Here is a 24386-nt window from a genome sequence, read left to right as displayed (position 1 = left end):
CGGGGCGAAATGTGCAGTCTATGGTGCTCTCATGCCCTTAAGCACGGTATCGATCCATGTTACGACATTTCTGGACTGCCGGGATACGATGGGCAGGACTGCTGAAGGGTAAGCATGGCTGCGCGGCAACGCATTATTCCGGTGAGACGCGAGTATAACCGCTGGGTCGCGAACCAGACGCTGGAAGACTACGCCCTGCGTTTCACCGCCAAGAGCGCCCGGCAATTCTCCTCGCAACGCATCTCGCAGACGGCGATCGGCGCCATCTCGTTCCTGGCACTGGAGGCGATCGGTGGCGCGATCACGCTTTCCTACGGCACGACCAACGCCTTTTACGCCATCGTCGTCGCCAGCATCGTCATGCTGGCCATCGGGCTGCCGATCAGCCGCTATGCCATCCGCCACGGCGTCGACATCGACCTGCTGACGCGCGGCGCAAGCTTCGGCTATATCGGCTCGACCATCACATCGCTGATCTATGCCAGCTTCACCTTCATGCTGTTTGCGATCGAAGCATCGATCATGTCGGGCGCACTGGAGCTGACGCTCGGCATACCCCTGTGGATCGGCTACATCATCAGCGCCGTCATGGTGATCCCGCTGGTGACCTATGGTGTGCGCCTGATCAGCCGGTTCCAGCTGCTGACGCAGCCCTTCTGGATCGTTCTCAACATCCTGCCCTTCGTCTTCATCGCCTTTTCCGACTGGGGGAAATTCGATCTCTGGCGGGCTTTCGCCGGCATTCATCACGCATCGAGCGCGCCGGGAAGTGCCGCACCCTTCGATCTCGTGGAATTCGGCGCCGCCTCCGCCGTCATTCTGGCGCTGATGTCGCAGATCGGCGAGCAGGCCGATTTCCTGCGTTTCCTGCCGCCGGAAGGGCACCGCAAATGGCGCCATCGCCTGGCGATCTTCCTCGCAGGCCCCGGCTGGGTGATCATCGGTGCGCCGAAGCTGCTGGCCGGCTCGTTCCTCGTCGTCTTGACCTTGACCTCAGGCGTGCCAGCCGATCGTGCCGCCGATCCCGCCCAGATGTACCTCACCGCCTTCGGCTACATGATCCCCTGGCACAATGCCGCGCTGCTCCTCATGGCGGCTTTCGTCATGGTCTCCCAGCTGAAGATCAACGTCATGAACGCCTATGCCGGCTCGCTCGCCTGGTCGAACTTCTTTTCGCGACTGACGCACAGCCATCCCGGCCGCGTCATCTGGCTGGTCTTCAACGTCGCCATCGCCCTGCTTTTGATGGAGCTCGGCATCTACCGGCTGCTGGAGGAGACGCTCGGCATCTTCTCGATCATTTCCATGGCCTGGCTCTGCACGATCTCTGCCGATCTCTTCATCAATAAGCCGCTCGGGCTGGCGCCGCCGGGTATCGAATTCAAGCGCGCGCATCTCTATGACATCAATCCGGTCGGCCTCGGCGCCATGGCCTTGTCAGCGACGATCTCGCTGATCGCCCATTTCGGCGCTTTCGGCGCGGTCGCCGCCTCGCTTGCGCCCTACATCACCCTGATCGTCGCGCTCATCGCCTCGCCTCTTCTCGCCTGGGCCACCAAGGGCAAATATTATCTGGCCCGCAAGCCGCGCCAGAGCTGGAAGAATCTCTCGACCATCACCTGCTCGATCTGCGAACATCCCTTCGAGCCGGAAGACATGGCCTGGTGCCCGGCCTATGCCGCGCCGATCTGCTCGCTCTGCTGCTCGCTCGACAGCCGCTGCCACGATATGTGCAAGCCGAAAGCACGGCTCAACACGCAAGTCGGCACCGTCGCCAAGACGCTTCTGCCCGAAAGCATCGTCGCCAGGCTCGCCACGCGTCTCGGCCGCTACGGCATCGCCGTCGCCGTGGCATTGACCGCCGTCGGCGCCATCCTGGCGATGATCGCGCATCAGGTCGGCGCCGCCTCGCCCGAAACGGCTGTCGTGGTCAACCGCACCATCCTCATCGTCTTCTTCGTCTTCGCCGTCATCGCCGGCGTCGTCTGCTGGTTCTACGTGCTTGCCCACGACAGCCGCGTGGTGGCGGAGGAGGAATCCTCGCGCCAGAACACGCTTCTCTTGAAGGAAATCGCCGCGCACAAGAAGACGGACGCCGCCTTGCAGAGCGCCAAGGAAGTGGCGGAAGCAGCAAACCGCGCCAAGAGCCGTTATGTCGTGGGTCTCAGCCACGAATTGCGCACGCCGCTCAATGCCGTGCTCGGCTACGCCCAGATCCTCGAGCGCGACGAGACCATTCCGGCACCCCGCCAATCCTCGCTGAAGGTCATCCGCCGCAGCGCCGAGCATCTGTCCGGCCTGATCGACGGGCTGCTCGACATATCGAAGATCGAGGCCGGCCGCCTGCAGGTCTATTCCAACGAGATCAACATCCACGACTTCCTCGACCAGATCGTCGACATGTTCCATCCGCAGGCGCAGGCGAAAGGACTGGCCTTCATCCATGAGCGCTCGGCCGCCCTGCCCGACTATGTTCGCACCGACGAGAAACGCCTGCGGCAGATCCTCGTCAACCTGCTGTCCAATGCCATCAAATTCACCGATGCGGGCAGCGTTCGCTTCGAGGTCGGCTACCGCAACCAGGTCGCCACCTTCACCGTTTCGGATACGGGCCGGGGCATCGCCGAAAAGGATCTCACCCGCATCTACGAGCCTTTCCAGCGCGGCGAGGCCGACAGCGTAAGGCCCATGCCTGGCCTCGGCCTCGGCCTGACCATCACGCAATTGCTGACGAATACGCTCGGCGGCGAGATCTCCGTCGCCAGCGAGAAGGACAAGGGCTCGACATTCCGCGTGCGCCTGATGCTGTCGGCCGTGCTTCGCCCGATGAAGCCGCCGCCGCAGGAGCAGCGCATCGTCGGTTATGAGGGGCCGCGCCGCACCGTCGTCGTCGTCGATGACAATGAAGATCATCGCGAACTGATGCGCGAAGTGCTGTCACCGCTCGATTTCATCGTGCTGACCGCTGCCGGCGGCCCCGATTGCCTGACGCTGATCGAAGGCATCAAGCCGGACCTTTTCCTGGTCGATATCTCCATGCCCGGCATGAACGGCTGGCAGCTGGTCTCGCGGCTGAGAGAAAGCGGCCAGACGGCGCCGATCCTGATGCTGTCGGCCAATATCGGCGATGCCGCCGCCGCAGCCGATAGCGACGACAGCCACAATGACGCCGTCTCCAAGCCCATCGACATCCGCCAGCTTCGCGACAAGCTTGCCCTGCATCTCGGCCTCAAATGGGCCTATGCCGACGCATCGGCCCCGGTCGCCCCGAAACCGCCGCCGCCCTTGAAGAGCCCGGGGATGGAGCATGTGCACGAATTGATGCGGCTGGGCGAGATCGGCTATGTCAGAGGCATCGAGGCAAAACTTTCCGACCTCGCCAAGCTGGACGAAAACAAGCCCTTCACCGACGCTTTGCGCACCTATGTCCAGGCCTTCGATCTTGGCGGCTTCCTGGAAGCACTGCGTACCTTCGACAACGAAAAGGTAGAACAGATTGGCTGAGCCCACCCTGCCCCGCGATATAGTCTTGCTGGTGGACGATTCGCCGGAGGCGCTCGGCTTCCTGACCGATGCCCTCGAACAATCCGGCTTCTCGGTGCTGATCGCCACGTCGGGATCGGCGGCGCTGAATATCGTCGAGCGTATCACGCCCGACCTCATCCTGCTCGATGCCGTCATGCCGTCGATGGATGGTTTCGAGACCTGCCGCCGGCTGAAGGCCAATGCGGGCATCGCCCAGATTCCCGTCGTCTTCATGACCGGGCTCACCGAGACCGAGCATGTGGTGCACGCACTGGAATCCGGCGGCGTCGATTATCTCACCAAGCCGATCAATGTCGACGAGCTGCGCGCCCGCATCCGCGTTCACCTGCGCAATGCCCGCTCTGCCCAGAGTGCGCGAGTGGCGCTCGATGCCGCAGGTCGTCATCTCCTGGCGGTCAAAGGCAATGGTTCGATCCATTGGTCGACGCCGCAGGCGACACGCCTCATCAACGCCGCCACCGGCAGCGACGACGGCCTCGATCTCGCGTCGAAACACATCGCTGCCTTCATGCTCGAACGCGAACGGCTCGGCCCGGCGCGCGACAACATCGTTTCGATCAGCAATGGCGGTCAGGCCGCCCTCCAATTCGCTTTCCTCGGCGCCATCGGCCCCGACGAATACCTGTTTCGCCTGACGGCAACCAATCAACGCGCCGACGACGAGATCCTGCGCCAGCACTTCTCGCTGACGCAACGCGAATCCGAGGTGCTGCTATGGATCGCCAAGGGCAAATCCAACCGCGACATCGGCGAAATCCTTGGGCTTTCAGCCCGCACGGTGAACAAGCATCTGGAGCAGATCTACGTGAAGCTCGGGGTGGAAAACCGGGCGTCCGCCGCCGTCAAGGCCGCTCATGTGCTGCACGAGATCTAGATGCGATCACCCTTCTCCTCGCCTTGCGGGGCGAAGGAGCTAGACCACCCGATCTGGCGGCTCGCGCCCCGCAAAGAAGGCGGTGATGTTGTCCACCACCTTCATGCCCATGGCCGTGCGCGTCTCTTCGGTGGCGCTGCCGAGATGCGGCAGAAGCACCACGTTGTCCATCGCTCTCAACCGCTCCGGCACGTTCGGTTCCGCCTCGTAAACGTCGAGACCGGCGCCGCGGATCGTGCCCAGCTCAAGCGCCGAGATCAGCGCTGCCTCATCGACGACATCACCGCGCGCAGTATTGATCAGGAAGGCGCTCCGCTTCATTGCGGCAAAACGGGCGGCATTCATCAGGTGATGGTTTTCCGCACCGCCGGGGCAATGCAGGGAGACGAAGTCGGAGACTGCAAGCACATCCTCCACCGTCGGCAATTGCATAGCGCCATAGCGCGCGGCTTCCATCGGATCGATGGCGGAGCGACTATGGAAGACGACATCCATGCCGAAACCGAAATGGCAGCGCTGCGCGAACGCCCTGCCGATGCGGCCGAAGCCGATGATGCCGACGGTCTTGCCGGTAACCTTGGTGCCGACCAGATGTGTGGGCCGCCAGCCGGTCCACGCGCCGGCGCGCAATTCCCGCTCGCCCTCCCCGCCACGGCGGGCGACGGACAGCAACAGCAGCATGGCGATATCGGCGGTGCAATCCGTCAGCACACCGGGCGTATTGGTGACAACGATACCCTTCGCCCGGGCGGCGGCGATATCGATGTGATTGAAGCCGACACCGAAATTGCCGAGGATCTTCGTCCTGATCGCATCACCCTCGAAAAGGGCTGCCGGAAGCTTGTCGGAAACGGTCGGCAGAACCGCATCATAAGCCCGCAGCGCCTCGTGCAGCTGCCCCGCATCAAGAGCAATGTCATCCTTATTCAGCGTGACGTCGAAGCGCTCTGAAAGGACCGCTTCGACCGTAGCAGGCCAGCGCCGGGTAACGAGAATACGGGGTCTACTCATGATGCACCTCCTCCTGTCTATATCGGGCAGACTTAAAGCAGGTTCACCGCGAAGAAAATGGCGATCCTCTGCCGGCAGCAATGAAAAAAGCCCGGCCAGTGGCCGGGCTCCTCAGATCGAACGGATGCCGGCAAGCCGGCAGCGCGAAGATTACTTCGAGATTTCGTCGTAGCTGTACTTGCCGTCGGAACCCTTGGACCACTTGTACATGACGTAGTCAGGACGGGTGATGTCGCCCTTGGCATTGAAGCCGAGTTCGCCGATGGCAGTCTTGTACGGACCCTTTGCCTTCATCGCGTCGGCAACAGCCATCGGATCGTTGGAACCGGCAGCCTTGGCAGCGGCGGCAATGACCTGCAGAGCAGAGTAGGAGTACAGCGTGTAGCCTTCCGGCTCGTAGCCGGCAGCGCGGAACTTGGCGACGAGATCGGTGGAAGCCGGGTTCTTGCGCGGATCCGGAGCGAAGGTCATCAGCGTGCCGTTAACGGCGTCGCCGGCGATCGAAGCAAGTTCGTTCGACACGATACCGTCACCGGACATGAAATGAGCCTTGACGCCCTGGTCGGCCATCTGACGCATGATCAGGCCGGCTTCGGTGTGCAGACCGCCGTAGTAGACGAAATCGACGCCGGCTTGCTTCATCTTGGCGATGAGGGCCGAATAGTCCTTGTCGCCGGGGGTGATGCCTTCATAAAGAACTTCCGTCACGCCAGCGGCGTTGAGGTTCTTCTTGGTTTCGTCAGCGAGGCCCTGCCCATAGGGGGTCTTGTCGTGAACGACGGCAACCTTGGCACCCTTGAAATTGTCGGCGATATACTTGCCGGCAACTGCGCCCTGCTGGTCGTCACGACCGCAGGTGCGGAAGGTGTTCCAGAGGCCGCGCTCCGTAAATTGCGGGTTGGTGGAAGCCGGGGTAATCTGGAGAATACCGTTTTCGGCGTACACTTCCGAAGCCGGGATGGAAACGCCCGAGTTGAAGTGACCGACAACGAACTTCACGCCGTCAGCGACGAACTTGTTGGCAACCGAAACGCCCTGCTTCGCGTCCGAGACGTCGTCGCCGAGTTCGATCTTGACCTTTTCCCCGTTGATGCCGCCGGCTGCGTTGATATCGGCAGCAGCCTGCTCGGCACCCTTCTGGAGCTGCGCACCAAACGCAGCATTCGGGCCCGTCAAGGGACCACCAACGCCGATAATGATGTCGGCCTTCGCGACGCCGCCGAACGCGATCATTGCCGACAAAGCCACCGCCGACAGAAGATACTTCTTCATATTGTTACTCCCAATTTTTAAGCGGGTTCCGTTTGATTTGCCCTGCGCGATACCCACCAATCATCACGCCGGTAACGCTTGTATTCCGAATACTTAAAGCATGATCCCGTCGGGTGTCATTCGTTTTATAAGACAGGATTACGCCGATGCCGCACGCAGACTGTGCCTAGTTTAGGCACAGTGTCAATTCTTCTTCTTCCATGAAAAGGCGGAGGTCTTTTCATAGAGCCAGTAATAATTATTGACCATTTGGTCGGTGCGCCGATAGCGATATCCGGCCGTCGCGAAGATCAGCAGCAGAACCACGTCGAGAGCATAGTTTCCGAGATCGAAGACTGGCCCGTTGAACAAGGCGTGGTGCAGAAATTGCAGCCCGAGCCCGACCAGGAAGGTGTAGATCACCGCCAACGGATAGGAATCCCAGTTGGAGGCCACAGCCCGGCCCGCGCGCCAGGCCGTCCAGAAGCCGAGGAGGACGATGATCGCGCGGATGACGATGCGGCCGCCGGTATCGCTTTCGAAGAAAATTCCCTGCATATCAAATTCTCCGCAAAACGAGGCTCAATGATGCCCGCCTTCGAGATAGGCGGCGCGCACTTCCGGATTGGCTAGCAATTCCTTGCCCGAACCGCTCATCGTCACCCGTCCGTTGACCATCACATAGCCACGGTCGGAAAGCTTCAGCGCCGCAAAGGCATTCTGCTCCACGAGGAACACCGTGAGCCCCTGGGTCTTGTTCAGAACCTTGATGGCTTCGAAGATGCCCTTGACGATCAACGGCGCAAGGCCGAGCGAAGGCTCATCCAGCAAAAGCAGCTTGGGACGCGCCATCAGCGCGCGACCGATCGACAGCATCTGCTGCTCTCCCCCCGACAGCGTGCCGCCGCGCTGCGACTGACGCTCCTTCAGGCGCGGGAACAGCGTGAAGATCTTCTCGACGTCCTCGTTGAAATATTTGAGCTTGTCGAGGCTCGCGCCCATCTGCAGGTTTTCATAGACCGTCATACGCGGGAAAATGCGCCGCCCTTCCGGCGACTGGGCGATGCGAAGCCGGGCAATCTCATGCGTCGGCATGCGAGTGATATCGCGCCCCTCGAAGATGACCGAGCCGCTGCGCGCCTGCGGGCTGCCGCAGATCGTCATCATGAGCGTCGACTTGCCGGCGCCGTTCGCACCGATCAGGCTGACGATCTCGCCGCTGTTGACTTCGATATCGACGCCGGCAAGGGCACGGATATTGCCGTAATAGGTCTCGACGCCCTCAACTTTCAGAAGCGGTTGCCCCGTCATCAATGTTCGCCCTCTTGGAGGTGCTCGACTTCGGCAATCACCTCTTCCACTTCTTCATCCTCGACACCCAGATAGGCCGCGATCACCCTCGGATCGTTCTTGACCTGATCCGGCGTACCATCGGCGATCTTCTGCCCGTATTCGAGCACGACGACATGATCGGAGATTTCCATCACCACCGACATGTCATGCTCGATCAGAAGGATCGACGTTCCGGTATCCTTGCGGATGTTGCGCAGGAACTCGTTGAGCACCAGGGACTCGCGAGGATTGAGACCGGCGGCCGGCTCGTCCAGGCAAAGCATCTCCGGGCCTGTGCACATGGCGCGGGCGATTTCCAGACGGCGCTGGGCACCATAGGAGAGGTCGCCGGCAGGATCGTCGGCCCGGTCGATGAGATCGGCCTTCTCGAGCCAGAAGCGCGCGAGTTCGATGGCATTCTTGGCTTCTGCCCGATAGCGGCCGATGCCGAGCAGCCCGAGGATCGTGTAGCCGGAGGCGCGCATCAGCTTGTTGTGCTGCGCCACCAGCAGGTTTTCGAGCACTGTCAGGCCCGAAAACAGGCGGATGTTCTGGAAGGTACGGGCCACCTTGGCTTCGCGCGTGATCCGGAAATCCGGAAGCCGCTCCAGAAGATATTCCTTGCCGCTTTTCTGTTGAAGCGTGATCATGCCCATCGTCGGCTTGTAGAAGCCCGTGATGCAGTTGAACACGGTCGTCTTGCCAGCGCCGTTCGGTCCGATCAACGCGGTGATGTCGCCACGCTTCGCCTCGAAAGAGAGATCGTTGATCGCCATCAGGCCGCCGAACCTCATCGACAGGTGATCGACCTTCAGCAGGATGTCGTCGGGGGTTGCGGTCACAGCGTTCATCAGCCGTGGCCCTCCTTGGTAAAGCTGCCGGAGACCGCTTTCCGCTCCTTGAGGAAGGCGGTCGGCTCGCGGGTGCCGACGAAGCCGCGCGGCTTGAGGATCATCACGACGACCATGGCGAGCCCGAAGATCAGCATGCGATAGAGTTCGGGAGTGAAATCGGGACCGAAGCCGGGAATGATCGTCGTATTGCCCACGACCAGACCGGTCTTAAGGAAATCCATATCGCGCAGCAATTCCGTACCGCCGATCATGGCGATCGCCGCAATGGCGATGCCCTTCAGCGAGCCCATGCCGCCAAGAACGACGATCGCCAGGATCACCGCAGACTCGAGGAACACGAAGGATTCCGGCGAGACGAAGCCTTGACGGGCTGCGAAGAATGAACCTGCAAAACCGCCGAACATGGCGCCGGTGGCGAAGGCAGTCAGCTTCGTCGTCACCGTATTGATGCCGAGCGAGCGGCAGGCGATCTCGTCTTCGCGCAGAGCTTCCCATGCACGGCCGATCGGCATGCGGCGCAGCCGGATCGTCACATAGGCAGTCAGCGCGCAGAGCGCCAGGGCGACGTAAAAGAGGAAGATCTTGTACCAGGCCGACGAGAACGGCAGGCCGAAGCTGCGGATGAAGTTGTGCGGGTCCTTGGTATCGAAGGTGTAGATGCCGAACATCGATGCCTTGGTAATATTGGAAATACCGAAGCTGCCCTTCGTCACGTCAGTCCAGTTCGTCAGGACGATACGGATGATCTCACCGAAAGCCAGCGTCACGATCGCCAGATAGTCGCCGCGCAGGCGCAGAACCGGGAAACCGAGGATCATGCCCCAAAGCCCGGCAAAGATGCCGGAGAGCGGCAGCAGTATCCAGAACGACAGACCGAAATGCGTCGACAGCAGCGCGTAGGAATAGGCGCCGACCGCATAGAAGGCGACATAGCCGAGGTCGAGCAGCCCCGCCAGACCGACGACGATGTTCAGGCCCCAGGCAAGCATCACGTAGATGAGGATCTGGATGCCGAAGTTGTCGACATAGGTCAGAGACCCCTGTGGACCGAAAAGCGCCAGTGCCAGCATCGGATAGATAAGCAGGAAAACCAGCGCTATCGTGTTGAAATTCTTACCGACGAAACCCTGCTCGGTCACGACTGGCGCAAGCTTGGCTTTCTCGGCCTTTCTAGCCTCCAGACGGGGTCGCACGAACACCGTCATCACGAAGCGTCCGACCGCCGCAATGGCGACGATGATGGCCAAGAGGCCCCAGCGCTGGACGATGACCAGCTTGTTGTCCATGTTCTGATCGGTCTTTAGGCCGATATAGAGCACGAACATCCCAAAGGCGATCAGCGCGGTCCAGAGGGCATCCGTAATGCCTTTCTGGACAAGGCCGGGCGCGGTCTTGTCTGCAACGAAATTTGAATTTGCCATGGCGTTATACCTTTTCGACTTCCGGCCGCCCGAGAATGCCGGTTGGCTTGAAGATCAGAACGAAAGCCAGGATGCCGAATGTCGCGACATCCTTATACGCGATGGGAAAATTACCCGACCAGAACGACTCGATGAAGCCAATCATCAGGCCGCCGAGGACAGCGCCAGGCAGCGAACCAATGCCGCCGAGAACCGCCGCGGTGAACGCCTTGACGCCGGGAGTGAAGCCGTCGGCGAAGTTGGCGACGCCATAATACATCAGATACATCGTGCCGGCGACGGCGGCGAGCGCGGCGCCCATGATGAAGGTGACGGAAATGGTGCGGTCGACATTGATGCCGAGCAGCGCCGCCATCTTGCGGTCCTGCTCCGTGGCGCGCTGGGCACGACCGAGCGCAGTCTTGTTGACCAGATACCAGAAGGCGGCAAGCAGAACGACCGTTATGATGAAGATGATGATCTGCTTCAGCGACAGCGACACGGCGCCGAAGTTGTAGACATCACCCACCAGCGTCGGGATCGGCTTGTTGCGCGGACCCTGAGCAACCTGGATGAAGTTCGACAGCACGATCGACATGCCGATTGCCGTGATCAGCGGCGCGAGGCGGAAGGAACCGCGCAGCGGCCGGTAGGCGATACGCTCGATCACCCAGTTCCAAAGGCTCGTCATCAGCATGGCGACGATCAGCATCACCAAGAGCAAGACCGCCACCGGCAAGCCGGCGAAGAGCGACACGAGAACCAGATAGGTGATGAGAGCGGCAAAGCCGCCGAGCATGAAAACATCACCATGGGCAAAATTGATCATGCCGATGATGCCGTAAACCATGGTGTAACCAATGGCGATCAGGCCATAGATAGACCCGAGAGTCAGCCCGTTTAGGAGCTGCTGGATAAAATAATCCATATGTCATTTCCCCTGGATGCGGCGTCAATCGACCGCACCTCTTATTACTTTTAGGGTTTCCTTCATGAGGACCCGTGGGGGCGATTCCATACCGCTTTCGAGGGAAATGTGAAGCCAAAAAGGCAAGAAATTGACAAATTCTTTTCAAATCGCCGCGCAGTGGCGCAAATCAGGCCAAAAATGATATAAAAGCGGCATCCCCTGCCTCAAAAAATAGCCAAAATGATCAACAAGGGAATTTTCGCTGAAGAGCTTTTGTCAGCGGCAGGCCCTCTGCGGGGCCTACCAGTTTCGCTTTCACAAGCATGATTAGGCTCGCATGCGCGCTCCGTCGGCATCGAACAGCGGCTCCGCCTGCAGGTTCGCAGGCAACAGTTCGCCAAGCAGTTCTATCGACCAGCCCTGTGTCTCATCGGCAATTTCCTTCGGAACATAACCGACGGCAACCGAAAGACCGGAGGCATGGGCATATCCGCCAGACGTGACCCAGCCACAAACCGCGCCATTGTGGTAGATCGGCTCATCGCCGATGACATCGGCATCCCTCGCCTTGAGGATGAAGGTTTTCAGCCGCAGTGCCCCGCCTTCCGACTTCTCCTTTGCTGCAGCCGCCTTGCCTATGAAGTCGGCCGGCTTGGAAAGCGCCACGAAGCGGCCAAGGCCGGCCTCGAAGGGGCCGTAAAGCGGCCGGTATTCGCGCGCCCAGCTGCCATAGGACTTATCGAGACGCAGCGCATTCAGCGCCCTCAAGCCGAACAGCCGTATGCCGAATTCGGCTCCCTCCTCCATCAGGAGATCGAAGATGTAGCGCTGATGTTCCGGCTTCATCCATATCTCGTATCCCAGGTCGCCCGTATAGGAGACGCGTCCGACGATGGCGGACGCCATGCCGATATCCACGCGCCGGATGGACATGAAGGGAAAGGCGTCGGTCGAAAGGTCCTGATGCGTCAGCTTCTGCAGCAATCTGCGGGCATTCGGACCGGCGATCGAGAGGCCGAGAAGCGACAGGCCCAGCGGTTTCAGCTCGACCGAGCCGTCCTTGGGCAGCAGGCTTTCGAACCAGCGCATATGATAGGCTTCCGCGATACCTGAGCCGATGAGGAGGAAATCGCCCTCGCCGAGCTTTGCCAGCGTGAAATCGCCGATGAGTTTGCCGTCATGCTTCAGCATCGGCGCCAGCGTCATGCGGCCGACGGCCGGAATGCGGCAGGTGAGCAACCTGTCGAGGAAAGCTTCCGCCCCCGGCCCCTTGACCGAATATTTGGCAAAGCCCGAAGTCTCCATCAGGCCGACACTCTCGCGCACCGCCTTCGCTTCGGCGCCGACGACGTCGAAGTCGTTGGAGCGGCGCCAGGAGAATTGGTCCACCTCGCCCTGCGGAGCAAACCACAGCGCCTGCTCGAGACCGTAGTAAGCTCCGAAGACGCCGCCTGCCTCCTTTAGTTTGTCGTAGATCGGCGTCGTCAGCAGCGGACGCGCGGCCGGCAGTTCCTCGTTCGGATAGCGGATGGAGAAGCGCCGGGCATAGTTCTCGCGCACCTTGGCGTTCGTATAGGCAAGCGTCGCATAGTCGCCGTAGCGCGAGACGTCCATGGCAAAGACATCGAAGCCCGGATCGCCATAGATCATCCAGTTGGCGAGCGCCAGCCCGACGCCGCCGCCCTGGCTGAAGCCGGCCATGACGGCGCAGGCCGACCAATAGTTCCTGAGCCCGCGCACGGGACCGACAAGCGGGTTGCCATCAGGCGAGAAGGTGAACGGGCCGTTGATGATCTTCTTGATGCCGGCATTGTTGAAGGCCGGAAAATGGCGGAAGCCGACTTCCAGTTCCGGCGTGATGCGCTCGATATCCTCGGCCAGCAGCTCGTGGCCGAAATCCCAGGGCGTCGTCAGCGGCGACCAGGGGCGACATGCCTTCTCATAGGTGCCCATCAGCATGCCCTGCCGCTCCTGGCGTAGATAGATCTCGCCATCGAAATCGACGCAGTGCATCAGTTCCTTGCCGGTGGTCTTGTTGAAGTCGATCACCTCGGGCATGTCCTCGGTGATCAGATACATGTGCTCCATGGCGAGCACGGGAAGCTCCAGCCCGACCATGCGGCCGACTTCGCGCGCCCAGAGACCGGCGGCGTTGACGACATGCTCGGCGATGATCTCGCCCTGGTTGGTGATGACGCGCCAGGAACCGTCCTCGCGCTGTACCAGCTCTTCCACCTTGGTATGCAGATAGATGTCGGCACCGTTCTTCTTCGCCGAACGGGCATAGGCATGCGTGGTGCCATAAGGATCGAGATGGCCTTCGACGGGATCGTAGAGCGCGCCGACGAACTGATCGGGATCGAGAAGCGGCATCATCTCATGCGCTTCTCTGGGCGTCAGCAGGGTCGCCTCCAGGCCGTTATAGCGTCCCTTGGCAAGGATCGACTTCAGCCAGTCGAAGCGCTGCGGCGTCGCCGCCAGCATAAGGCCCGAGGTCAAATGCAACCCGATGTCCTGGCCCGAATACTCCTCGATCTCCTTGTAGAGCTCGACCGTATATTTCTGCAGCTTGGCGACATTCGGGTCGCCGTTGATCGTATGCATGCCACCGGCGGCATGCCAGGTCGAACCGGAGGTCAGTTCGGAACGTTCGAGCAGCACCACATCCGTCCAGCCGAACTTCGTCAGGTGATAGAGCACCGAACATCCGACGACACCGCCACCGATGACGACGACCTTGGCATGGCTTTTCATCTAGGAATCCCCTGTTTTCAGCACGAAGTCGCCGGGTGTTTTCCCGTATGACCGGCCGCATTTGCAGGGCAGCCTAGAGACTATCCGGGAAGCCAAATAGCCCGAACTGCGAAACCGATATGTCTGTTTGCGCCATCGCAATTGTTCGGATCGCGCCATCGCTTTTCGGAGACACAAATCGATCGACAAGGCATTCGAAGTCCGGCGGCCTATGGTTTTTCAGTCGGCAAAACCGGCCGTCAGGGCAAATTCGCGCCCCATCTCCATGATCTCCTCGAACACGCTGCCGGCATAGGAGCGCGGGATGATGATCTCGAAGCGGTCAGGGCCGGTGCGGGCAACATTGGCGCTGACATGGCAGCACAACATGCTGGCCGACTGGCCCTCGGCGAAAACCTGCGGATGCAGGTCGACGGCCACGCATTTCGCCAGGATACGGCGAACGCTGGGGCCGGACATACGAAGCAACACCCGGCCATCGCTCTGCTCGAAGAAGGAAACGCGGGCAGGATCGAGCGTGAAGAGATCCCGCGCCACGCTCTCGACACCAAGCGTCTCCGACAGAACAAGCCATTCTCTCGGCCCGACGTCGCGAACCGACACATCGTCAATCGCCTTCAGGCCGGCCAGAACCCAATCCTTTTCGCCGGCCTTGCCAAGCACGGAGAAGATGACCGGCCGGCGGACAACGGCAAGATGATTCGGATTGGGTGCAGCCTCGAAGCCGGAAATGTGATCTTCCAGCACATGTCTGTTTTGATACGCGACGCTCATCATTCCCTCACCCGAAAAGCTTCTTGTTGTCAGCATCGACGAAGACCGGGTTGCAGACCTCCGCCGGCACTTCCTCGCCGCGCAACCCGTCCCAGACGACCACATGCTCGCCGATCCGTTCCCGGCCCGACTTCAGGAACGCCAGAGCGATGGAATGGCCGAGAACGGGCGAGAAGCAGGCCGAGGAGACATGACCTTGATCGTTCGCGGTCGACGGCCTGGCGCCTTCCCTCAACAGATGCGCGCCGGCATGAATCTCCTTCGTCGTATCGAGCGGCTTCAGGCCGACGAGCTGCACGCGGTCGGCCGCAGTCAATCCGAAGCGGGTGGACAATCTCTTGCCGATGAAATCCGGCTTCTGCGTCGCCATCATCCGGCCAAGCCCGACATCGTCGGGCGTCGTGCGGCCGTCCAGCTCGTTATGGGTGACATGGCCCTTCTCGATGCGCAGCACGTTGAGGGCCTCGACGCCATAGGCGCAGATGCCATGCGCCTTGCCGACCTCCATGATCGCATCCGCCACCGCCTCGCCATAACCGGCAGGAACCGCAAGCTCATAGGCAAGCTCGCCGGAGAAGGAGATGCGGAACAGGCGTGCCTTGAGGCCGCCCTTCAGCATGACCTCGGCAGCGGCGAGGAACGGGAAGAACGCATCGGAAATATCATCCTCGACGATCTGTTCCAGCACCAGCCGCGCCTTCGGCCCGGCAATCGCCATCTGCGCCCATTGATCGGAGGAGGAGACGAAGCGAACGTCGAGCTGCGGCCAGAGCGTTTGGGCGCAAAACTCCATATGCGTCATGACTTCGCCGGCCATCGCGGTCGTGGTCGTCAGGAAGAAATGATCGGGCGTCAGCCGGCTCGTCGTTCCGTCGTCGAAGACGATGCCATCCTCGCGCAACATCAACCCGTAGCGCGCTTTGCCGATCGGCAGCTTCAGGAAGGCATTGGAATAGAGGCGATTGAGAAATTCCGCGGCATCCTTGCCGAAAACCTCGATCTTGCCGAGTGTCGAAACATCGCAAAGGCCGACATTGTTGCGGACGTTCAGGACTTCGCGGTCAACGCTATCGCGCCAACCCTTTTCGCCCGTCCGCGCAAACCAGGACGAACGATACCAGAGGCCGGCCTCCACGAAGGTCGCGCCATTCTTCTTTGCCCAGCCATGCAGCGGCGATTCCCGCACCGGCTGCGCGTGTTTGTCACGCGCCGTGCCCGCCAACGCGCCGAAGGAGACAGGGGTGTAGAACGGCCGGAACGTTGTCGTGCCGACGGCGGCTGGACTGACGCCGCGCATGCCGGCGATGATGCCGGCGGCGTTCACGTTGCCGAGCTTGCCCTGATCGGTCGCCATGCCGCTGGTCGTGTAGCGCTTGGCGTGCTCCACATGGCCGAAGCCCTCACGCAAGGCAAGACCGAGATCCTTGGTATGGACGTCGTTCTGAAAATCCACGAACGCCTTGTCCTTGGCGCCGGGCACATGCCAGATCGCCGCGAAGGACGGATCATAGTCCCCCTCGACCTCGGGGACATCCGCCGCATGAACAGTGCGGCCGAGACTTTCGACAATCTTCCGCGCCTTTTCCACACCATCGGCGAGACAGCCGGAAACGCTCTCGATGCCCGCAGCCGATCCGGCAATCTCCAGCTCGCCGCCAACTGTTGGCGCCATGAATGCCTGGCTCTCGTCCGACCAGACCGGCTTGGCGCCGCGCTGGCAAGCAAGATGGATGATCGGCGACCAGCCACCCGACATGGCGAGCGCATCGCAGGCGATGAGTTCATCCAGGCCGCCGCGATCGGCGATGACGCCGCTGATGCGATATTTGCCCTTGGTCGCGTGGACGCTCGCCCCATGCACGACGCGAACACCTTGCGGCGCAACGTCGGAAGAGGCGGCGCGCGTATCCATGATCGCCGAAATCTCGACGCCGGCCGCCGCCATGTCGAGCGCTGTGCGATAACCCGAGCCGCCATTGGTGAACACGGCCACCTTCTGACCCGCAACGACGCCGTAGCGATTGAGATAGCTGCGCATGGCACCGGCCACCATCACGCCGGGGCGGTCGTTGCCGCCGAAAACCAAGGGCCGTTCCTCCGCGCCGGAGGCAAGAATGGCGCGCTTGGCTGCGATACGCCACAGACGCTCGACCGGCAGGTCGGGCGACGGCATCGCAACATGCTTCTGCACCTTCTCGACCGCACCGAAGACATTGCCGTCATACCAGCCGAAGACTGTCGTACGTGGCATCAGGGTGACACTCTCGAAACCTTGCAGCTCCTCCAGCGTCGCCTGAACGAAGACATCGGCCGACGCGCCGCCGATCGAGACCCTTTCCGACAACAGCGAGCCACCCAGACGGAAGCCCTCATCGGCGAGGACCACGCGCAGGCCGGCACGCGCCGCGGTCAGCGCTGCCATCAATCCGGCAGGACCAGAGCCGATAACAAGCAGATCGCAATGCGCCCAGGCTTTCTCATAGCGATCCGGATCGGCCTGCATGACTGCCTTGCCGAGGCCGGCGGCGCGGCGAATCAGCGGCTCATAGACCTTCTCCCAGAAGGCTGCCGGCCACATGAATGTCTTGTAGTAGAAGCCCGCGCCGAGGAAGGGCGACAACAGGCCGTTGAGCGAGCCAAGATCATATTTCAGCGACGGCCAGCGGTTCTGGCTGGCAGCCGTCATGCCCTGATAGAGTTCGGCGACGGTGGCTCGTGTATTCGGCTCCGTGCGCCCGTCCTTGCCGATGGTGACGAGCGCATTGGGTTCAGCCGAACCTGCCGTCAGGATGCCGCGCGGCCGGTGATATTTGAAGCTGCGTGCGACGAGCAGCTGATCATTGGCAAGGAGAGCGGCGGCGAGCGTATCGCCCTCCAGGCCCCTCATATCCTTGCCGTCGAATTTGAAGGAAAGCGGGCGGCTGCGATTGACGAGGCCGCCGGTCGACAGACGATAGGCCGTCATTGCGCCACCTCCCTTGCCTTGTCCTCGGCATCGGTGACGGAAAAGACCTCGTGGGTGATGTTGCTGCGCTCAACGACCAGCCAGCGGCGGCAGCCCGCCGCGTGATGCCAGTATTCGAGAATCCGTCCCCGCTCATTGTCGCGGATATGGACATAGCGATGCCAATCCTCATCCGGAGCCGAAGGAGCCGGACGAGCGACGGACGCGCCGCGAATGGAGAATTCTTCCTTCGGTCGCATGCCGCAATGCGGGCAGTTGATCAAGCTTGCCATTGGTTTCGTGCCCTCAATGCAGGTTCGGCTGCGGACCCTTGCCGCTTTCGTCCAGCGCGAAGCCGCGCTCGAAGCGGTCGAGACGCAGGAGACGGCTGACTTCGTGGCTTTCGCCCTTGGCGATCAAGTGCGCGAAGCAGAAGCCCGAAGCCGGCGTCGCTTTGAAGCCGCCATAGTTCCAGCCGCAGTTCAGATAGAGATTGTCGATCGGCGTGCGGTCGATGATCGGCGAGCCGTCCATGCTCATATCCATGACGCCGCCCCAGGTGCGCAGCACGCGCACACGCGACAGGCCGGGAATGAGCGCCACCCCCTCCTCCATCGTATGCTCGACGGTGGCGAGGTTGCCGCGCTGGGCATAGGAGCTGTAGTAGTCGATATCGGCCCCGAAGACCAAGCCGCCCTTGTCCGACTGCGAGATATAGAAGTGCCCCGCTCCATAGGTGATGACGTTGTCGATGACAGGCTTCAGCCCTTCTGAGACGAAGGCCTGAAGCACATGGGTTTCGATCGGCAATTCCAGATCGGCCATATTACCCAGGATCGAGGTATGACCGGCCGCCGCCAGCGCCAGCTTGTTGCAGCCGATGAAGCCGCGGTTCGTTTCCACCCCGGTCACAACGCCAGCCTCGCGGCGGATGCCGATCACCTCGCATTGCTGGATGAGATCGACGCCGCGGCTATCGGCGCCGCGCGCATAGCCCCAGGCGACGGCATCGTGGCGTGCCGTGCCGCCGCGCCGCTGCAGCAGGCCGCCGAGGATCGGAAAGCGCGCATGGTCGAAATTCAGGTAGGGCATCATCCGGCGCACCTGCTCGCGGCTCAAAAGCTCCGCATCGACGCCATGCATACGCATGGCATTGCCGCGACGGGCATAGGCATCGCGCTGGCCGTCGGAATGGAAGAGGTTGACGATGCCGCGCTGGGAGACCATGGCATTATAGTTGAAATCCTGCTCGAGCCCTTCCCAGAGCTGCATCGAGAATTCGTAGAAAGGCTCATTGCCCGGCAAGAGGTAATTGGAGCGGATGATCGTGGTGTTGCGCCCGACATTGCCGGAGCCAATATAGTTCTTTTCCAGCACCGCGACGTTGGTGATGCCGAATTCCTTGGCAAGATAATAAGCCGTCGCCAGCCCATGCCCGCCGCCGCCGACGATGATCACGTCGTAATGCGATTTTGGCTCCGGCGTCCGCCACACCGGCTGCCAATGGCGGTTGCCCGAAAACGCCTGTTTTAGAAGCTGATATGCCGAATATCGCATGCATTCATCCCGATCATTACCCGGCCGCACATTCGCATATGCAATAAAAACGACAAGTCCCGGAAAGACGAAAAAGATTCGCAAACAGAACATGTTCTTTTCCGAATGCGCAGGAGAAGCCGATGATTGTCTCCGGAAGATCACCCCTCGCAGGTCAATGATTTTAGCGGCGACGCAAGCACGCAAAGCGCTGTTGCGAAACCTCGGTTCAGGCGCTAAGCCGAAACGAGCCGGATCTTTTGAAGTCTAAATTTCACAATCGAGACTTCCTATCTATAATATCCGGAAACTTGAACCGCGGACACGGTGCGGAAAGACGAACTGGCAGATGCTTGCAACATTCGAAAGAGCAGCGCTCGAGGCGGGGAAGGCCATATTGGAGGTCTACCGCGCCGGCTACGCCGTGGCCTTGAAACAGGACATGAGCCCTGTAACCCTTGCAGACGAGCGCGCGGAACACATCATCCTCGAACATCTCGCGCGCGATTTTCCGAACATACCGGCCATTGCCGAGGAATCGGTGTCCGCCGGCAGGGTCCCGGATGTTCGCGGCCGCTCCTTCTTCCTTGTCGACCCGCTCGACGGCACGCGCGAATTCATCGAGCATCGTGACGAATTCACCGTCAACATCGCCTATATAAAGAATGGCGTTCCCGTTGCCGGGATCGTCTATGCCCCCGCACTCGGAATAGCCTTCACCGGCGAGCAAGGCAGAGCCCGCAAGTTGATCATCGACGATCATTTTGCCGTCGCCGACCGCCTGACCATCGCCGTGCGCGCACGGCCGGTCAATCTGACCGCGCTTGCCAGCCGTTGCAACAGCAATGAAAGGACCGAAAGCTTCCTTTCGGACAATGCGGTTGCCGCCTGCACGTCGATCGGCTCATCGCTGAAATTCTGCCTGGTTGCCGAAGGCAAGGCCGATGTCTATCCGCGTTTCGCGCGCACCATGGAGTGGGATACCGCAGCCGGCGACGCCGTCTTGCGCGCGGCGGGCGGCGCTACCGTGACGGTCGATGGCCGTCCCCTGGCCTATGGCAAGATCGACCAGAGCGAAGATAGCGACTTTGCAAACCCGCACTTCATCTGTTGGGGCGGCAAGAAGAGCGCCATACACGCTTAAGGGCGCTTTTTTCGAAAGAAAGATCCCCTTTGACGCAACCGGACAACAAAGCCGGCGCAGGGATTTTTGATCCAAAAGCGTAAGTTTTCACTGACAAAAAATGATAGGATGAAAGCTGTTTCCCCTGAAATAACAGGGGATTATCCGGCATTTTCTCTCTTCGGCCAAAGGCAAATCAGTTGCCGGCCACATTTCTTAAAATTCTTAGCAAAGTCTTACTATGTGCTTAGGCAATTTTTAAATGTGGCAAGATAGAGTGCCACTCGTGGTCTTGAGTGTGTGTAGAGAGTCCAATGACCGAAATGATACGTCCCCGAGTGAAGTATGTCATCGGCCCCGATGGCAGCCCGCTTACGATAGCCGACCTTCCGCCGCCGAATACGCGCCGCTGGGTCATCCGTCGTAAGGCAGAGGTTGTTGCCGCTGTGCGTGGTGGTCTGCTCAGCTTGGAAGAAGCCTGCGAACGTTATACGTTGACCGTCGAAGAGTTCCTCTCCTGGCAGTCGTCCATCAACAGCCATGGCCTTGCCGGCCTGCGGACGACCCGCATACAGCAGTATCGCCACTGACAACAGCGACAGACACGACCTTTATCTGATCTTTGGTTCGGGCCTCCTTCACCCCAAATGGGACGGAAAGAGGCCCGAATTATTTGGCTGAAGCCGCCTTGAGACGAGGTTGTCGGTCTCCCTGCAAGCAGGCGCCGATAATGTATTCATCTTAAGATTTCCGCAGGGTGCTCCCGCGATGCGTGTTACAAGAGCCTGGCCAAATGAAGGGTTCAGGCTATTTGCTGCTTCACACGCTACCCATGGTGATTACCCATAACTTCCATCCAGAACGGGGTGCGTTCCGCAACGTCTGCGGTCTGCCGCGAGAAGATGCCGAGCGGATCGTCGCCTCGATCCGGCATGGCGGGCATTCCTATCTCAAGGAAAATTATCTAGCGCGGCGGTTGCACACTGAAAATTGGCTCATAGCGGAACGCGCCCGAAAGATCGGCGAAACACCCCTCGCCCGCCCCATCTATTTCTTCCTTGGCGACATGGCCGACGGATGGGACAGATCTCGCCCTGCATCTGTTGTCCTTCCACTCGCCCTGTTCGATCCTCGCACGATCACATTCACCTTTCCCGATAGCATGGCAAGCTGTCCACACATACGCCCGGCGAGCCCTTCCGACAAACCATGGCATGGGCAGGTTTTCACCCTTGCCGAGATCACGCAGGTAGTCGCTCGCTACGGCTTCCCCGACCCGACGCTGTCGAGAGATCGACGTGGACCGGATGCCTTCATCGAAGTTCAGGTGTGGGACGATCGTCCGCTTCTTGAAATTCGCCGACAGGCCGGACCATGATGCAGCATTCAACGGTTGGCAGCTTGCCGAACCCATGCAATCTTCGCCGCATGTAACGATCAGGGAGATAAGCCATGGATATCCGCAACGAAGACAATGCGTCGGGCGGCCGTTACGTCGCGACCGTCGAGGGTCATGAGGCGGAAATGACGTTTTCCCGCGCCTCCCCCCAGCTCATCATCGTCGATCATACCGGCGTGCCGGACGCCCTGCGCGGCAAGGGGGTCGGTCAGGCGCTGGCTCTTCACGCCGTCGAGGAAGCCCGCCGTGGTGGCTGGAAAATCATTCCGCTCTGCCCCTTCTTCAAGGCGCAGGCGCAGCGCCATGATGACTGGCGCGACGTCGTCAATCTCTAGGCAGTGGTGTCAAACAAGGATTCGCTGGTGTGTCCAGGCAAACGCCGGATGCAGGAATGCCAGGCGGATGCCCATATCGACACAGGCGAAAATACAAAAAGCCCCGCATGACCGGCCCTGTCACGGCCGGTCATGCGCGGCTTTTGTGCCGCCTCTGTCTTATCCCGCATATTCCGAGGAAGGCCCCGTGTCGGAGTGGAATGATGCGTGGATCAAAAGAGGACGACGAAATCGCGACCTCAGGCGCGCGCCCTTGCGGGGCCCGAACCGTCACGCTCCTCGAGCGCTGCGGCCTTTGCATATTCAGCCTGCATTTCCTCAAGCGAATATTCCAACGCCTCTTCCTGAACCTGAAGCTCCCGGATCGACACCTGCAGGTTGTCCGCGCGCTGGCGGGCGGCCTTGGCAAAGGTCGGGTAAGCAAAGTGGTTAGGGTCAGAAATGCCGGACTTTTTCTCTTCCAGCACGATCTGGCTCTCCAGATCCTTCGTCATGCGGTCAAATTCCGCCATCATCATCTGCAACTGCTGCAGCTGACGGCGTTTTTCGTTCACCTGAAACTCTTTCAGGCGAACTAGGCTCTCACGTGACTTCATACGCATTACTCCCGTGATGCGAGACCCCGGCTCTCGGTATTTCCGCCCGCCAAACCGGTTTTAAACGACTTGGTTAAAAAAATTTCCAGCGATCTTAATAAAAACCTACCGCTGGTAACCTTTCGTTTACGGGCATCGTTAATGATAGGCGTAATGATTTAAGGGTCAGTAAATGCCGGGGTCGGAATTCGATATGTCGGCATTGATGAGTCAGATGAATCACTTGGCGTGAGTTCCTAATGCGATACTTTAGAAACGGATATTGCTGATTGTCGTTGGAAAACAGTGCAATGGAAAAATTATTTAATAAATTCGATACGACTTGCCAGAGTGAATCAGAATTTGTTAACCATTCCATGGCAGCTTCCAAATCAAGCAGTGATTTGATCGGTATCGCGTAAGGGGGCTGACGACCTTTCGGCGGCGGTAAAGGGGACAATTATGCGGGTTCTACTCATTGAAGACGACAGCGCGACAGCGCAGAGCATCGAATTGATGCTCAAGTCCGAAAGTTTCAACGTCTATACCACCGATCTCGGTGAGGAAGGCGTCGATCTCGGAAAGCTTTACGACTACGACATCATTCTGCTCGATCTCAACCTTCCCGATATGTCCGGCTACGAAGTGCTGCGCACGCTGCGCCTTTCGAAGGTCAAGACGCCGATCCTCATCCTCTCCGGCATGGCCGGCATCGAAGATAAGGTTCGCGGTCTCGGCTTCGGTGCTGACGACTATATGACCAAACCCTTTCATAAGGATGAATTGGTCGCACGCATCCACGCTATCGTTCGCCGCTCCAAGGGCCATGCCCAGTCGGTGATCATGACCGGCGAGCTCATCGTCAATCTCGACGCCAAAACAGTCGAAGTCGGCGGCCAGCGCGTGCATCTGACCGGCAAGGAATACCAGATGCTGGAGCTGCTCTCGCTTCGCAAGGGCACGACGCTCACCAAGGAAATGTTCCTGAACCATCTTTATGGTGGCATGGACGAACCTGAACTGAAGATCATCGACGTCTTCATCTGCAAGCTGCGCAAGAAGCTCGCCAATGCCGCCGGCGGCGCCAACTACATCGAAACCGTCTGGGGCCGCGGCTATGTGCTGCGCGAGCCCGACGCCAGCGATTTCGCCGAAAGCGCCTAAGCCGCCGCCCCGCCATTGCCGCCCATGCATCGAAATCCCGCCTCAAAGGCGGGATTTTTTGTTGGCGGTACCGAAAAAAATAAAAGCCGCCCCGAACGGACGGCTGTCATTATTTCGATAATCCTCAGCGGGAACTAGGCGGCGATGGCGCGATTGCCGAAGATCGCCGTCAAGATCTTGCGGTCGAAGGGTTTCAACAGGAAGTCCGTAGCGCCAGCCCGCTTTCCAGCCATCAGCTTGCGCAGGTCCGCTTCGACGACACAATAGTAGATCTTCACGTCCTTGCCGTTCGGCATGGCACGGATGCTGGCAATCAGCTCGAGCGCGCCTTCCATGCCGGCGTCGACAATCAAATAGTCCGGGATCTCGGCCTCGCAACGCATCAAGGCTTCACGGGCATCACCGGCCTCGCTCACCAGGAAATCCAGCTCGGATAGAATTCGCTTGCCGACCTTGCGTACGACATCCGATGTATCCGTTATCATGAACCGCTGCATGTGTGCGCTCCTTAGCGTCAGTCGCCGAGACCTGAACGACAACTTCAAATTGGAACGATAGGATCAGCAAGCTAAGGATTCGTTACCGCTATGTTGTCAATTGCGCG

General features: G+C 60.1%; 21 protein-coding genes. 7 read left to right on the top strand and 14 right to left on the bottom strand.

Features of this window, described 5'->3' with window-relative positions:
- The first annotated feature begins 114 nt into the window (after positions 1-114).
- Positions 115-3504, top strand: a complete 3390-nt coding sequence (locus FHT29_RS02875) for an ATP-binding protein (RefSeq protein ID WP_047562412.1) — start codon at positions 115-117, stop codon at positions 3502-3504.
- Positions 3497-4420: a response regulator transcription factor gene (locus FHT29_RS02870; RefSeq protein WP_037195201.1), complete on the top strand. Its 924-nt coding sequence runs from the start codon at positions 3497-3499 to the stop codon at positions 4418-4420. Before FHT29_RS02875 ends, FHT29_RS02870 begins: the two co-directional genes overlap by 8 nt.
- Positions 4421-4459: 39 nt before the next feature.
- On the opposite strand, the gene FHT29_RS02865 is transcribed toward FHT29_RS02870, so the two are convergent.
- The 12 genes from FHT29_RS02865 to FHT29_RS02810 all read right to left on the bottom strand — a co-directional run bounded on the left by FHT29_RS02865 (position 4460) and on the right by FHT29_RS02810 (position 19207).
- Positions 4460-5431 carry a D-glycerate dehydrogenase gene (locus FHT29_RS02865; protein WP_037195202.1) on the bottom strand — a complete coding sequence of 324 codons (972 nt, stop codon included), beginning with the start codon at positions 5429-5431 and terminating at the stop codon, positions 4460-4462.
- A gap of 150 nt (positions 5432-5581) precedes the next feature.
- Complete coding sequence (locus FHT29_RS02860; protein ID WP_037195203.1) at positions 5582-6703, bottom strand: branched-chain amino acid ABC transporter substrate-binding protein; 1122 nt, start codon at positions 6701-6703, stop codon at positions 5582-5584.
- Positions 6704-6886: 183 nt separating this feature from the next.
- Positions 6887-7240: a DUF6867 family protein gene (locus FHT29_RS02855; RefSeq protein WP_037195204.1), complete on the bottom strand. Its 354-nt coding sequence runs from the start codon at positions 7238-7240 to the stop codon at positions 6887-6889.
- Between the two features lie 24 nt (positions 7241-7264).
- Entirely contained in the window at positions 7265-7993 is a 729-nt protein-coding gene (locus FHT29_RS02850; RefSeq protein WP_037195206.1) for an ABC transporter ATP-binding protein, read from the bottom strand.
- Positions 7993-8865: an ABC transporter ATP-binding protein gene (locus tag FHT29_RS02845; protein WP_047562409.1), complete on the bottom strand. Its 873-nt coding sequence runs from the start codon at positions 8863-8865 to the stop codon at positions 7993-7995. The genes FHT29_RS02850 and FHT29_RS02845 overlap by 1 nt, the downstream gene beginning before the upstream one ends.
- Positions 8865-10289: a high-affinity branched-chain amino acid ABC transporter permease LivM gene (gene livM, locus FHT29_RS02840; protein ID WP_047562408.1), complete on the bottom strand. Its 1425-nt coding sequence runs from the start codon at positions 10287-10289 to the stop codon at positions 8865-8867. The genes FHT29_RS02845 and livM overlap by 1 nt, the downstream gene beginning before the upstream one ends.
- Positions 10290-10293: 4 nt before the next feature.
- Positions 10294-11196, bottom strand: coding sequence for a branched-chain amino acid ABC transporter permease (locus FHT29_RS02835; RefSeq protein WP_037195212.1), 903 nt, complete (start codon positions 11194-11196; stop codon positions 10294-10296).
- A 309-nt stretch (positions 11197-11505) separates the two neighbouring features.
- Positions 11506-13932 (bottom strand): FAD-dependent oxidoreductase, encoded by a 2427-nt coding sequence (locus FHT29_RS02830; RefSeq protein ID WP_168599109.1) that lies wholly within the window; start codon positions 13930-13932, stop codon positions 11506-11508.
- Between the two features lie 219 nt (positions 13933-14151).
- On the bottom strand, positions 14152-14706 hold the full coding sequence (locus FHT29_RS02825; RefSeq protein ID WP_037195216.1) for a sarcosine oxidase subunit gamma family protein: 555 nt from the start codon (positions 14704-14706) through the stop codon (positions 14152-14154).
- A 7-nt stretch (positions 14707-14713) separates the two neighbouring features.
- A complete protein-coding gene (locus FHT29_RS02820) occupies positions 14714-17671 on the bottom strand; it encodes a sarcosine oxidase subunit alpha family protein (RefSeq protein ID WP_168599108.1) in 2958 nt (985 codons plus the stop codon).
- A complete protein-coding gene (locus FHT29_RS02815) occupies positions 17668-17943 on the bottom strand; it encodes a sarcosine oxidase subunit delta (RefSeq protein WP_092573311.1) in 276 nt (91 codons plus the stop codon). The genes FHT29_RS02820 and FHT29_RS02815 overlap by 4 nt, the downstream gene beginning before the upstream one ends.
- A 13-nt stretch (positions 17944-17956) precedes the next feature.
- Positions 17957-19207: a sarcosine oxidase subunit beta family protein gene (locus tag FHT29_RS02810; RefSeq protein WP_037195439.1), complete on the bottom strand. Its 1251-nt coding sequence runs from the start codon at positions 19205-19207 to the stop codon at positions 17957-17959.
- Positions 19208-19535: 328 nt separating this feature from the next.
- On the opposite strand from FHT29_RS02810, the gene cysQ reads away from it, so the two are divergent.
- The 4 genes from cysQ to FHT29_RS02790 all read left to right on the top strand — a co-directional run bounded on the left by cysQ (position 19536) and on the right by FHT29_RS02790 (position 22043).
- A complete protein-coding gene (gene cysQ, locus FHT29_RS02805) occupies positions 19536-20330 on the top strand; it encodes a 3'(2'),5'-bisphosphate nucleotidase CysQ (protein ID WP_113118448.1) in 795 nt (264 codons plus the stop codon).
- A gap of 293 nt (positions 20331-20623) precedes the next feature.
- A complete protein-coding gene (locus FHT29_RS02800) occupies positions 20624-20899 on the top strand; it encodes a DUF1153 domain-containing protein (RefSeq protein WP_007533628.1) in 276 nt (91 codons plus the stop codon).
- Between the two features lie 203 nt (positions 20900-21102).
- Positions 21103-21687 (top strand): hypothetical protein, encoded by a 585-nt coding sequence (locus FHT29_RS02795; RefSeq protein WP_131512292.1) that lies wholly within the window; start codon positions 21103-21105, stop codon positions 21685-21687.
- A 74-nt stretch (positions 21688-21761) separates the two neighbouring features.
- Positions 21762-22043 (top strand): GNAT family N-acetyltransferase, encoded by a 282-nt coding sequence (locus FHT29_RS02790; protein ID WP_037195233.1) that lies wholly within the window; start codon positions 21762-21764, stop codon positions 22041-22043.
- A 239-nt stretch (positions 22044-22282) separates the two neighbouring features.
- On the opposite strand, the gene FHT29_RS02785 is transcribed toward FHT29_RS02790, so the two are convergent.
- Positions 22283-22639, bottom strand: coding sequence for a hypothetical protein (locus tag FHT29_RS02785; RefSeq protein WP_037195441.1), 357 nt, complete (start codon positions 22637-22639; stop codon positions 22283-22285).
- Positions 22640-23080: 441 nt separating this feature from the next.
- On the opposite strand from FHT29_RS02785, the gene ctrA reads away from it, so the two are divergent.
- Complete coding sequence (ctrA, locus tag FHT29_RS02780; protein ID WP_037195234.1) at positions 23081-23782, top strand: cell cycle two-component system response regulator CtrA; 702 nt, start codon at positions 23081-23083, stop codon at positions 23780-23782.
- 134 nt (positions 23783-23916) lie between these two features.
- Here ctrA and FHT29_RS02775 read toward each other — a convergent pair whose 3' ends face one another.
- Positions 23917-24279 carry a response regulator gene (locus tag FHT29_RS02775; protein ID WP_034503804.1) on the bottom strand — a complete coding sequence of 121 codons (363 nt, stop codon included), beginning with the start codon at positions 24277-24279 and terminating at the stop codon, positions 23917-23919.
- Positions 24280-24386 lie beyond the last annotated feature (107 nt).

This window comes from Rhizobium sp. SG741, from assembly GCF_012275435.1.
Lineage (GTDB): Bacteria > Pseudomonadota > Alphaproteobacteria > Rhizobiales > Rhizobiaceae > Rhizobium > Rhizobium lusitanum.
Note: the sequence above shows the minus strand (reverse complement) of the source record. Positions and strands in the feature narration are given on the sequence as shown.

Coding starts and splice junctions, on each gene's coding strand:
- livM (WP_047562408.1), bottom strand. CDS start 10,289: ATGGCAAATTCAAATTTCGTTGCAGACAAGACCGCGCCCGGCCTTGTC.
- FHT29_RS02825 (WP_037195216.1), bottom strand. CDS start 14,706: ATGAGCGTCGCGTATCAAAACAGACATGTGCTGGAAGATCACATTTCC.
- FHT29_RS02860 (WP_037195203.1), bottom strand. CDS start 6,703: ATGAAGAAGTATCTTCTGTCGGCGGTGGCTTTGTCGGCAATGATCGCG.
- FHT29_RS02790 (WP_037195233.1), top strand. CDS start 21,762: ATGGATATCCGCAACGAAGACAATGCGTCGGGCGGCCGTTACGTCGCG.
- ctrA (WP_037195234.1), top strand. CDS start 23,081: ATGCGGGTTCTACTCATTGAAGACGACAGCGCGACAGCGCAGAGCATC.
- FHT29_RS02810 (WP_037195439.1), bottom strand. CDS start 19,207: ATGCGATATTCGGCATATCAGCTTCTAAAACAGGCGTTTTCGGGCAAC.
- FHT29_RS02845 (WP_047562409.1), bottom strand. CDS start 8,865: ATGAACGCTGTGACCGCAACCCCCGACGACATCCTGCTGAAGGTCGAT.
- FHT29_RS02785 (WP_037195441.1), bottom strand. CDS start 22,639: ATGAAGTCACGTGAGAGCCTAGTTCGCCTGAAAGAGTTTCAGGTGAAC.
- FHT29_RS02830 (WP_168599109.1), bottom strand. CDS start 13,932: ATGAAAAGCCATGCCAAGGTCGTCGTCATCGGTGGCGGTGTCGTCGGA.
- FHT29_RS02820 (WP_168599108.1), bottom strand. CDS start 17,671: ATGACGGCCTATCGTCTGTCGACCGGCGGCCTCGTCAATCGCAGCCGC.
- FHT29_RS02855 (WP_037195204.1), bottom strand. CDS start 7,240: ATGCAGGGAATTTTCTTCGAAAGCGATACCGGCGGCCGCATCGTCATC.
- FHT29_RS02850 (WP_037195206.1), bottom strand. CDS start 7,993: ATGACGGGGCAACCGCTTCTGAAAGTTGAGGGCGTCGAGACCTATTAC.
- FHT29_RS02800 (WP_007533628.1), top strand. CDS start 20,624: ATGACCGAAATGATACGTCCCCGAGTGAAGTATGTCATCGGCCCCGAT.
- FHT29_RS02865 (WP_037195202.1), bottom strand. CDS start 5,431: ATGAGTAGACCCCGTATTCTCGTTACCCGGCGCTGGCCTGCTACGGTC.
- FHT29_RS02835 (WP_037195212.1), bottom strand. CDS start 11,196: ATGGATTATTTTATCCAGCAGCTCCTAAACGGGCTGACTCTCGGGTCT.
- FHT29_RS02795 (WP_131512292.1), top strand. CDS start 21,103: ATGAAGGGTTCAGGCTATTTGCTGCTTCACACGCTACCCATGGTGATT.
- FHT29_RS02875 (WP_047562412.1), top strand. CDS start 115: ATGGCTGCGCGGCAACGCATTATTCCGGTGAGACGCGAGTATAACCGC.
- FHT29_RS02815 (WP_092573311.1), bottom strand. CDS start 17,943: ATGGCAAGCTTGATCAACTGCCCGCATTGCGGCATGCGACCGAAGGAA.
- FHT29_RS02775 (WP_034503804.1), bottom strand. CDS start 24,279: ATGCAGCGGTTCATGATAACGGATACATCGGATGTCGTACGCAAGGTC.
- cysQ (WP_113118448.1), top strand. CDS start 19,536: ATGCTTGCAACATTCGAAAGAGCAGCGCTCGAGGCGGGGAAGGCCATA.